Source organism: Pseudomonadota bacterium, assembly GCA_018817425.1.
Classification (GTDB): Bacteria; Desulfobacterota; Desulfobacteria; order Desulfobacterales; family RPRI01; genus RPRI01.
In genome coordinates this window covers 58,129-68,064 of record JAHITX010000030.1, presented here as the reverse complement: position 1 = coordinate 68,064, position 9,936 = coordinate 58,129, and the positions used below count along the sequence as shown (strand labels likewise).

12 protein-coding genes and 2 pseudogenes are annotated in these 9,936 nt (G+C 38.1%); all 14 read right to left on the bottom strand.

Going from position 1 to position 9,936, the window contains the following annotated elements; translation table 11 throughout:
• Window positions 1–96: 96 nt before the first annotated feature.
• On the bottom strand, window positions 97–423 hold the full coding sequence (locus KKC46_06570) for a nucleotidyltransferase domain-containing protein (GenBank protein ID MBU1053477.1): 327 nt from the start codon (window positions 421–423) through the stop codon (window positions 97–99).
• A 505-nt stretch (window positions 424–928) separates the two neighbouring features.
• Complete coding sequence (locus KKC46_06565) at window positions 929–1,210, bottom strand: hypothetical protein (protein MBU1053476.1); 282 nt, start codon at window positions 1,208–1,210, stop codon at window positions 929–931.
• Window positions 1,203–1,532 carry a hypothetical protein gene (locus KKC46_06560; GenBank protein MBU1053475.1) on the bottom strand — a complete coding sequence of 110 codons (330 nt, stop codon included), beginning with the start codon at window positions 1,530–1,532 and terminating at the stop codon, window positions 1,203–1,205. Before KKC46_06560 ends, KKC46_06565 begins: the two co-directional genes overlap by 8 nt.
• A gap of 477 nt (window positions 1,533–2,009) precedes the next feature.
• Window positions 2,010–2,219, bottom strand: coding sequence for a hypothetical protein (locus KKC46_06555; GenBank protein MBU1053474.1), 210 nt, complete (start codon window positions 2,217–2,219; stop codon window positions 2,010–2,012).
• 45 nt (window positions 2,220–2,264) lie between these two features.
• Complete coding sequence (locus KKC46_06550; GenBank protein MBU1053473.1) at window positions 2,265–2,444, bottom strand: hypothetical protein; 180 nt, start codon at window positions 2,442–2,444, stop codon at window positions 2,265–2,267.
• A gap of 274 nt (window positions 2,445–2,718) precedes the next feature.
• A pseudogene (locus KKC46_06545) lies at window positions 2,719–3,102 on the bottom strand (DUF5615 family PIN-like protein).
• Window positions 3,099–3,332 carry a DUF433 domain-containing protein gene (locus KKC46_06540; protein ID MBU1053472.1) on the bottom strand — a complete coding sequence of 78 codons (234 nt, stop codon included), beginning with the start codon at window positions 3,330–3,332 and terminating at the stop codon, window positions 3,099–3,101. The pseudogene KKC46_06545 and the gene KKC46_06540 overlap by 4 nt, the downstream one beginning before the upstream one ends.
• Window positions 3,333–4,212: 880 nt before the next feature.
• On the bottom strand, window positions 4,213–4,632 hold the full coding sequence (locus KKC46_06535; GenBank protein MBU1053471.1) for a nucleotidyltransferase domain-containing protein: 420 nt from the start codon (window positions 4,630–4,632) through the stop codon (window positions 4,213–4,215).
• A gap of 141 nt (window positions 4,633–4,773) precedes the next feature.
• Entirely contained in the window at window positions 4,774–5,088 is a 315-nt protein-coding gene (locus KKC46_06530) for a DUF1902 domain-containing protein (protein ID MBU1053470.1), read from the bottom strand.
• A gap of 437 nt (window positions 5,089–5,525) precedes the next feature.
• Window positions 5,526–5,714 (bottom strand): annotated as a pseudogene (locus KKC46_06525) (type II toxin-antitoxin system HicB family antitoxin).
• A 201-nt stretch (window positions 5,715–5,915) separates the two neighbouring features.
• Complete coding sequence (locus tag KKC46_06520) at window positions 5,916–6,143, bottom strand: type II toxin-antitoxin system HicA family toxin (GenBank protein MBU1053469.1); 228 nt, start codon at window positions 6,141–6,143, stop codon at window positions 5,916–5,918.
• Window positions 6,144–6,374 (bottom strand): DUF1902 domain-containing protein, encoded by a 231-nt coding sequence (locus KKC46_06515; protein ID MBU1053468.1) that lies wholly within the window; start codon window positions 6,372–6,374, stop codon window positions 6,144–6,146.
• A gap of 31 nt (window positions 6,375–6,405) precedes the next feature.
• Window positions 6,406–7,701: a UDP-glucose/GDP-mannose dehydrogenase family protein gene (locus KKC46_06510; protein ID MBU1053467.1), complete on the bottom strand. Its 1,296-nt coding sequence runs from the start codon at window positions 7,699–7,701 to the stop codon at window positions 6,406–6,408.
• A gap of 287 nt (window positions 7,702–7,988) precedes the next feature.
• A complete protein-coding gene (locus KKC46_06505; protein ID MBU1053466.1) occupies window positions 7,989–9,680 on the bottom strand; it encodes a GDP-mannose dehydrogenase in 1,692 nt (563 codons plus the stop codon).
• Window positions 9,681–9,936 lie beyond the last annotated feature (256 nt).

Genomic DNA, 9,936 nt, shown 5'->3' with positions numbered 1-9,936 from the left:
TTTCAGGCTCAATAATTTAAGTGGGTTATGTGGCATGCAAACTTGACCAATTACTGGCAAAGTTTATAACTGGCTGAATTTAATCAATTGTTTTTTTTAAATATAATTTGATTTATTCTTCTTCGCGAATGTCGGGCTAAGGATCTCATTAGCCAAAGGATTAGAAGTATTAAAATCGGAATCTCTGAAAGCATGTGGCTCGATTTTATTATCGAACTTTCTTCTAAGCTTCATTAAAAGAACTTGCATATCGAAGGTGTCGGAAAGATTTTCAAATACTATGGCCAGGTCAATATCACTGTTTTTGATAGCATTCCCTTTTGCATAAGAACCGAAAAGGTAAGCTTTTTTAATATTCGGATCTATTTTTCTTAGAAAATCGATATAGTTAATCGCTATTTCAGGAGCTTTTCTTTTATCCATTTTCTAAATTCCTTCATGACCATGTATAGTCACCTTTGTCAAACAAATGTATCATTGCCTTGAAATCGTTATCGGAACTATTTACCCAGTATGTTATCAGCTCTTTTTTCTTAATTTCCATATTATGATTATAAAAAATGTAACAATAATTTTGCTTAGTGTTTTACTCTATGAAAAATCTTTGTTATTTCAGTAGATTCTGCGAGATATTTTTTGTCTCTCACAGAGTACTCAGAGTCACAGGGTTTTTTTAAGAATTTTTTGAGAGGAAAAATTCTTTAAAACCTGACATACTGCTTCGCAGGAAGCTTACTTATCAACTTATGAACTATATGTATTATTTATCTTTGTGATCTCTGTGGGCTCTGTGAGATATTATTTTTGTCTCTCACAGAGAGCACAGAGTCACAGAGTTTTTTTAAAGAATTTTTGAGAGGAAAATTCTTTAAAAAGCAAATATGTTGCTATTGCAGAAAAGGTTGGAAAAAAGGTGCAGAGCACAGAATCAACATGTTGTAGCTATTTTTAGTTCCACATCCGTCAATCGCGAATAAGTTTTGGGATGAATATTCCTGATGATAATATATGTCACTTTGACTCCTTCAGATTCAATTTTCTTTCCCAATGATAAATTGAACTCTCTTAATTCTATATCAAATTCCGGCACAAGGACTAATTCCGAATCCGGTGGTATCCTGCTGCTCAGCTCAGGGTGTTCAAATAAATAGCGGCTGAATTCAGCGCTTAATTCAATATTTTTTTCGATTAATTCGTATTCATTATTCATTTCCGGATCCCTCCATAAAAGCTTGTTTGTAGAAAAGCCAATTGGTTTTTAAATCACTTTCCGCAAACGAAAGAGCATCGTTGTAATTTTGATTAAACAAAGGTGTTTTCCTAATATTGCCATGAATATTCAGCAGATCTCTATGAGCGAACCCATGTGCGGTATCATATCTTACAACAGGGAACCAATCATCGCCTCTTTTTGTTTCATATTGAACTCGGAAAAAGATAATCTTTCCACTCTGCTGAATATGCAAATGACGATATCTGTCAGCCAGCCCAATTCTTATAACATATTCTATAGTTTTTTCAGGATTATGCAACTTAAACCTTTTGCTAATCGTATAATATTGTTGTTATCTCTTGCAGAGTCACAGAGTTTTTTAAAGAATTTTTGAGAGGAAAATTCTTATAAAGCTGACTGCTGCTGTCGCAGAATCGAATAGCGAAGTCTGATACCATATTGTTTGCTCACGAACTCATAAGCTTATCAAGTCATGAACTGTTTTTATCTCTCACAGGGTGCACAGAGGCTCAGAGTTTTATTACTGATTCTTTGAGAGGAAGAATCAGTAATCAGAATTTCTTTGTTAAAAATTCTGAATTATCTTTGTGACCTCCGTGTGCTCTGCGAGATATTATTTTTGTCTCTCACGGAGAGCACAGAGTCACGGATAAATAATTGACGGTTAAAGACAATTCCCACTAAGCTGCATAGACTTCTTCATGGGCTAAAGATTTTGCTGCATATAAAAGTGCTGAACGGATATCATCTTCATCAAGGAACGGATAATCTTCTTTCATGCATATCCGCCACTTTTCATATCCTTAATAATATCTTTAACCGTTTTTCCCTTGAATATTTTTTTTCGCAATTCGGTATAATTGCCTTCACCGCGATCATAGTCCAGAATGAATTTTAAAGCACCGGCGGGACCTAATTTTTCTCTAAGGGCTTCCCAACCTGCTCTTCTTACTTCTACAGGAGTCAGTTCATTTAAAGCATTCATATCTTAAACATCTCCTTTGTGATCTCTGTGTCCTCTGCGAGAGCACTATTTTGGGTCAACTAATATTTTCAGGATTCTTTCGCTTGTACGGCCATCCCAGAGTTCAGGAATTTCGCCGGGCTTGTTTTTGCCTTCCAATATGCGGTTTATGTCGTCTTTCATATTTTCAACAGTAGTAAGTTTGTTTGTACCATCGCAGGTAAGTTTTATTTGAACATTAATCAAATCTCTTTCTGCGTTTGCTTGCGTCGGTCGGCGGCTGAATATATTTACTGCAAATTAATCTCTCACAGAGAACACAGAGTCTCAGAGTGTTTATTATTGATTCTTTGAGAGGAAGAATCAATAATGCGAATCCGCTCAAGGGGAATCGTGAATTTTATTTTGTATATATCAGACTTTGCCGGTGTGGCCCAGATTACCATGCATTGATTTCCCGTTACAACCCCCCATATACTTTTACTTGTTTTTCACAGAGAATACAGAGAACCAGCGCAACTTATAACGCATCAGTATCTATTATTGGAATTTTTCTGACTCTGATTGATTTACTTGTTACTGTTACCATTGCCCCTGACTCCAACTGCATCTGAATTCTTGGCCATATTGTCTCAATTAAGTTTGCTAATTCCTGACCTTTTAGCCCTTCATACCGAATTCGGATCACGGAAAGCGATTTTGCATTTTGCACTGCCAGAAGCGCATGAAAATCGGCATCTAAAGTAATGATCACTCTTTTTTCAAATCTGGCATAAACCAATATTTCCTAATCGGAAGCTCGGCTAAGTCCTATATCACCTGTGTGTAATATATCCCATCCTTTATCACGCAGAATATTTGCTGCCGTTCGGGGGAGACCCTGATCAAGCAAAATCCGGCTCAAGCTGCCACCAGTGGAATAATTTGGCTGTCAAGATTTCTTGCTGCAAAAGCCAGGGCCTGATAAATATCTTCTTTTTCAAGTTCAGGGTATTCAGTATGGAGATCCTTCCAGTCAGGATATAACGCGACAGCTTCCACAACTCTTCTAACAGTCAGTCGCAAATTACGCAGACATGGCTGCCCGTTCAAGACTTGTGGATCAATGGCTATTCGATCAAACATAATATCCATATATCCTCCTTTTATCTCTGGCAGAGAGTTCAGAGTTTGTTTAAGAATTTTTGCCCCAAGTTTAATAGTACTTTGGGATTTAGCGGGGCAGGGGAAAAACTTTAACTTCATATTTGCCGCGGACAAGCGTGGACGTTCGCAGATATTATAGAGTCTTTACGGGTCTGCGGCTGAACATTTTTATTTCTAATTAATCTCTCACAGAGTTCTCAGAGTCACAAAGTTTTTTTAAGAATTATTGAATGGTTTACAGTTGACGGATAAAAACGGTTTACGGCTATCGGTATTTAATGGCTATTTTATCTCTCACAGAGAACACAGAGTCACAGAGTTTTTTTTAAGAATTTTTTGAGAGGAAAAATTCTTAAAATGCTGACATGCTGCTATCGCAGGCAGGTGCAAGGTTAATAACAGATAACGATAAAATTGGTAGATTTTTCATAAGCATTATAGACACTCATTAAAGTTTTTAAGTGGTGTATCAAAGTCGTCAGCAAACCGGATAAATTCTTTTGGTTTTATGTAACTGAAGGGTATATTTTCGAATTTATCTTCAGTTCTGAAAAGTCTTTGTGATCTCCGCGGGCTCTGTGAGATATTTTTTTTGTCTCTCGCAGAGTTCTCAGAGTCTCAGAGTTTTTTTAAGAATAGTAGCCGCAGACAAACGTGGATGTTCGTAGATATTATAGTCTGTGTTTGTCTGCGTCGGTCGGCGGCTAAAAACTATCGGCTAATCCTCAGTACTTTTTAAATATCGAATTATTGCATTTTTAAATTCGGTAAAGTCATTAAGGTTTTTGAAATTGATATTCCGGAAAACTCATTTAATTGTGCCAGGTATTGCTCAAGTTCGGACATTTTCTTTAGAATTAGTATATTGTCAACCACTTAAAAACCGCCTATTAAGTATGCGCTTTTCGAGAATTGAAAAATCGAAATAAGTTCTCATGGTTACGGATTCATAAGAATGACGAAAAAATGGATCATTGTCGGCAAGGATTTTTTTGTTCTTTAAAATTTTCATACGAAGCGTAAGTGGCGCCGTGTTTAAAATCACAAGATCAATTTCATCGGTTTTGAAAATGTCTGTTAAATCTCCCAGTATTTGCAACCTTTTTGGGGAAAGATATTTGCCGCTCAGATATACAGCAATATCCAAATCACTTAACGGTGTTATTGTCATTGAAGCAAAGCTGCCGAAAAGATATGCAAACAGAACATCTTTTCTATTTTTAAAATAAGTTTCAGCCCTTGGAATCAGTTCGTAAATATTATGCTTTATAGGTTTGTTTTTGATCATGATAAAAGTGGTTTACGGTTATTTAATGGCTGTTTTATCTCTCACAGAGAGCACAGAGTCTCAGAGTATTTATTACTGATTCTTTGAGAGGAAAAATTTAATTTCATATTAGCCGCAGACAAACGCGGACGTTCGCAGATATTATAAAGTTAGTTTTTGTCTGCGTTGGTCGGCGGCTAATAATTCTATGTATTCAAGGCCAACAGACGGATATATATTGACTTCTGCTTGTTGAGCAGTTTCAAATCTTCTTGTTAGGATTTCGAAAGGGACTTCATATCCTCGTTTTATGCCATTTGCATCAAGAAGTTCCGGAATCAATATCTTTAATTTTTCAATAAGTGCCTCTAAATTTTCCTCCTCTGTTGCGAGGCCGGGAACATCGTCACTGGTAGCAACCCATACACGGACATCTTCGTCCCATTCAGCCCTAACGAATAATGGTTTTTGGAGCATAGCATCACCTCATATTTTTATCTCTCACAGAGAGCACGGAGTCACAGAGTTATTTTAAAGAATTTTTTGAGAGGAAAAAATCTTAAAATGCTGACATACTGCTATCGCAGGTAAGTTGTCTTATAATTGAACGTTCACCAAATCTCTTTCTGCGTTTGTCTGCGGCTGAATATATTTACTGAAAATTAATCTCTCACAGAGAGCACAGAGTCTCAGAGTTATTTTAAAGAATTTTTGAGAGTAAAATTCTTTAAAGACTGACACCTATAATCAGGTTTTAGGTTCAAGGCCCAAGGTAGAAGGTATTATATTTGGGTTTTTATCTTTGTGATCTCCGCTGGCTCTGCGAGAGATTATAATCAGTATTTGCGCAGCATTTCTATAAGCTCTCTCTTAGTTTTCTGGTTCCAGAGAGCAACTTTATTCAGAATATCGTTTAGTGTTGGATTAGGAATAAATTTGGATAGGCTATCCGGGTTATCTTCAAAATGAAGCTGTATAGCTTCTTTTAAATTTTGAACAAGTTCATCAAGAGTTTTTCCCTGAGTGAAAATGTCAAAATCAATACATTTTCCACAGTAGTATTCGCCGTCATTGTAAATTTCCGCTTTTATTATATTTTCCATTATATCCCTCCTGATATCCATCCAAGAAAGGTTTACGGCTATCGGTATTTAATGGCTATTTTATCTCTCACAGAGAGCACAGAGTCACAGAGTTATTTTTAAGAATTTTTTGAGTGAGAAATTCTTAAAAAAGCTGACATATTGTTTTAAGTGTTGGATCTTGCATTTTCGAATCGAGAGGTAAACAATACTTTAAAACTATCATAATTTACCGACAAATCCATCTATATCTATTCCGGCTTGTTTTAAAATTGCGCGCAATGTCCCTTCAGGCATGTCTCCCGGATGATTTGGAACTGTCGTATACCTTCCGGTTGATGAATTATACCAAATTTCATGGCTCCCGGCAGCCTGGCGATCGAAAGTAAAGCCAAATCTCTTCAACCTTTTGATAATCTCTCGATACCGAAATACGGAAAGCCTTCCCATTTAAATTCCTATAACTAACGGATAATCAAATTTTTCAGGTATTTCGCTTGCCGGCGTAGAGCCATGCCTTTCTATCTCTGCTTCGAGTAGTCGCCGTGCAATGTCTCTGGCAATTTCGATTGTTTCACTTATTGTCCGCCCTTGGGCAACAAGGCCCTGAATATCATCTGAAGTTCCTAAATATATACCCTCCGGGAGCTTTTCAATATGTATTTTGATTACTCGTTCCATAAACGGCCTCCAGTATTTATTTGCATTCACTCTATCTTCCGATTCCTAAATATGTGAAACCAAGTTTTGTCAGTTCATCCCGGTCGTATATATTTCTTCCGTCAACAATTACAGGTTTTTTCATAAGCGATTTTACTGTTTTCATATCAATATTTCTGAATTCATCCCATTCGGTTGCAACAATAAGAGCATCACAGGTTTTAGATGCATCATAAGGATTTTCATAGAATATGACTTTTTTCAAAATTTTCCCGGCGTTTTCCATTGCAATTGGGTCATAGGCATGAATTGTTGCCCCAAGTGTTTGAAGCTCACCGATTATTTTAAGTGATGGAGCGTCTCTTATATCGTCTGTTTTGGGCTTGAATGAAAGTCCCCAGACAGCAATTGCAGCGCCTTTCAATTTCATAATAGATTTGAGTTTTTCTACCGGTACGCTTTTTTGCTTTTCATTTATTTTGTCAACTGCTTCAAAAAGATCAGAATCGCATTCATGTTTTTTTAAAGTAGATATAAGAGCTTTTACGTCCTTGGGAAAGCAACTTCCACCATAGCCTATGCCTGCATGAAGAAAACGCGGGCCGATTCTGCTGTCAAGCCCCAGACCTTTGGAAACATCCCTGATATTTGCGCCGGTTTTATCGCATAAAAAAGACAGTTGGTTCATAAAACTTATCCTTGTTGCAAGCATTGCATTACCAGCGTATTTAATTATTTCGGCACTCTTTATATCGGTAAGCATTATAGGCCTTCCGGTTCTTGCAACAGACCGGTAAAGTGAAACCATTACTTTTTCGGCTTTTTTGCTGTCTGTTCCGATAATGATTCTGTCCGGATTTTCAAAATCCTTTATAGCAGCGCCTTCTCTTAAAAATTCCGGATTTGAAACCACATCAAACTCGATCTTTTTTTTCCGGTTTGATTTTATAATATTTCTGACAAATTCGGCAGTTCCTACAGGCACCGTGCTTTTATTTACAACTACCTTATAGCCGTTCATAAACTTACCGATCTGCTTTGCAACGTTTTCAACCGAAGTTAAATCGGCTTCCTGTATATGATTGCAAGGAGTACCTACACAGATTAAAATGATTTTGGATTCTTTTACAGCTTTTTGGGGATCTGATGTAAAGATCAGCCGTCCGGTTTTAATATTTCTTTTAAAAATCTCTTCAAGGCCCGGTTCATATATAGTAAGCTCTCCTTTTGCAAGAGTGTCTACTTTCTTTTGATCTATATCAAAACAGATTACATTGTTGCCTAAATTTGCAAACCCGGTTCCTGTAACAAGGCCAACATATCCGGTTCCAGCAACAGTTATATTCATTTAATTTTCCTTAATACAGTTTACGGTTATTTAATGGTTATTTTATCTCTCACAGAGAGCACAGAGTCACAGAGTTTTTTTAAGAATTTTTTGAGAGGAAAAATTCTTAAAAGGCTGACATGCTGCTATCGCAGGTAAGTTTTATTTGAATGTTAATCAAATCTCTTTCTGTGTTTGTTTGCGTTGGTCGGTGGCTGAATATTTTTACTGCAAATTAATCTCTCACAGAGAACACAGAGTCACGGAGAAACGGTTTAGAGTTGATGGATATCGAGAACTGATAACTGTCAACCGTCAACCGGTAACCGTTTTACCCTATCTTTTATTCTTTTCATATGCCCTCTGCCCAATCCTTTTACTTCGCAATCCAGTTCAAAATAACGTTGTATTTGCTTATCTTCCAGAATTCCGAAGCAATCAATGACAGCTACTGGTCGGCCGACCATTTTGACAACCTCGTCCGGATCAAGTTTGAGATAAGCCTGATGGCGGACTGCCAGCACCAGGGCATCTACTCCCTTAAGGACTTTTTTAAGGTTTGGCTCTATGTGTGTTTCAGTTAGTTTGTCTTGGTTTCTGAAAAAACGTGCCCATGAATGACCGGGGGCAGGGTAGGTATCTTGTTTTTCAAGCTCCCACCAGTGTTTTACATAAGGATCGTGAACACATATTTCTGCGCCCATCTCACTGAGTTTGCGAACCAGTATTTCCGAACCGCTATAGCGGGTATCTCCGACATCTTCTCTGTAGGAAGCTCCTAAAACAGCAACTTTGGAAGCCGCCACTATTTTACTCATATTCCTTAAAGCGTCGCGGACAAGCTCTGCGGCATGAAGAGAACGGGTATCATTGATATCTATTGCAAGCGGTGTGATTTTAAAAATATCATCGTCGAAGCCCATAAGAGTATGATAAGACCATACACCCAACCCGCCGTCTTTTGGAAGGCAATAGCCGCCTATGCCGGGACCCGGAAATATAATATTGCTATGAGTCGGGCGAATCTTGATGGCTTTGATAACCTTTATAAGATCTACACCATTTCTTTCGGCAAAAAGACTCCATTCGTTCAGAAACGCCAGTATGGTTGCCCGATAAGAGTTTTCTACTATTTTACAGGTTTCACTCTCTATGGGACGGTCTAAAACAGTAAGAGGAAATTCATCAACGTTTAATATTTCGGTAAGAAATTTCTCGACTCGTTTGCGTGAAGCATCGTTTATTCCGCTGCATACCCTCCAGAAATCACGGATGGATGCCACATAATCACGCCCCGGCATGACTCTTTCATAAGAATGAGAAAGCAGGGGATCGGACTGGATACCCCGGTTTTCGAAAGCCTTTTTCATTAAAGGGTAGGCTACATATTCAGTTGTTCCCGGAGGAACCGTGGTTTCAATAAGAACCAGACAATCCGGATTGATTCTTTCGCCTATAATCTTAAGGCTATCTTCTAAAGCGGCTATTTCAGCATGACCTTCTCGACAGTTTCCAAAAGTTTCCTTGAAATAATCGCACTGAACATCCACAACAACCACATCGGCCAGACTAAGAGCGTCATAAGTGAAAGTAGCAATGAGGGTTTTTTTCTCTTTTACGCAGCGGGCAATAAGAGGAGCAACTTCGGGATCTTCAGCTTCTACAGGAGCTATTCCCCGGTTCATATATGGTATTTTCCAGAACGAGCGAGAAGAAGGGCGCTGCATACCGATTACAAATTTGCCGGGTTTGCCGCTGATTTTGTCAATCGAATCGGCAACTACACCTGCCATAACTGCACCGACAAAACCAACTCCCATTACAACAACTATTTCACGGTTCATTTTTCGCTGACCGGCAACAAGAGCTTTTAAATGGGTGAATTCTTTTTTATAATCCGCAGGGCCGGGGATAGAGAAGACTTCACCGCCAGGAGAAACTGAGACTTCTTTGTTATCAACAATTTTTTTAGGTTTCTTGATAGTTTTTTTAACAGCCATAGAATTTTGTTCCTTAATCAGTTAAAAGCGGTTTACAGTTCACGGTTCACGGTTAAAAGCGGTTCACAGTTCACAGTTCACGGTTGACGGGTAAAAGCGGTTTACAGTTCACAGTTCATGGTTGACGGATAAAAGCAGTTGTCAGTTTACGGTCTACCGTTAACTGTCAACCGTCAACCGATTTATACAGCTCCGCCCCCTCAGTTACATTATCTATTAATAATAACTGCCAAACAGTAAAATCGGCATTGATTGC

Excerpts from the sequence above, each read along its gene's own strand:
- KKC46_06570 (MBU1053477.1), bottom strand. The coding sequence starts at position 423 with ATGGATAAAAGAAAAGCTCCTGAAATAGCGATTAACTATATCGATTTT.
- KKC46_06565 (MBU1053476.1), bottom strand. The coding sequence starts at position 1,210 with ATGAATAATGAATACGAATTAATCGAAAAAAATATTGAATTAAGCGCT.
- KKC46_06555 (MBU1053474.1), bottom strand. The coding sequence starts at position 2,219 with ATGAATGCTTTAAATGAACTGACTCCTGTAGAAGTAAGAAGAGCAGGT.
- KKC46_06540 (MBU1053472.1), bottom strand. The coding sequence starts at position 3,332 with ATGGATATTATGTTTGATCGAATAGCCATTGATCCACAAGTCTTGAAC.
- KKC46_06535 (MBU1053471.1), bottom strand. The coding sequence starts at position 4,632 with ATGATCAAAAACAAACCTATAAAGCATAATATTTACGAACTGATTCCA.
- KKC46_06530 (MBU1053470.1), bottom strand. The coding sequence starts at position 5,088 with ATGCTCCAAAAACCATTATTCGTTAGGGCTGAATGGGACGAAGATGTC.
- KKC46_06520 (MBU1053469.1), bottom strand. The coding sequence starts at position 6,143 with ATGGGAAGGCTTTCCGTATTTCGGTATCGAGAGATTATCAAAAGGTTG.
- KKC46_06515 (MBU1053468.1), bottom strand. The coding sequence starts at position 6,374 with ATGGAACGAGTAATCAAAATACATATTGAAAAGCTCCCGGAGGGTATA.
- KKC46_06510 (MBU1053467.1), bottom strand. The coding sequence starts at position 7,701 with ATGAATATAACTGTTGCTGGAACCGGATATGTTGGCCTTGTTACAGGA.
- KKC46_06505 (MBU1053466.1), bottom strand. The coding sequence starts at position 9,680 with ATGGCTGTTAAAAAAACTATCAAGAAACCTAAAAAAATTGTTGATAAC.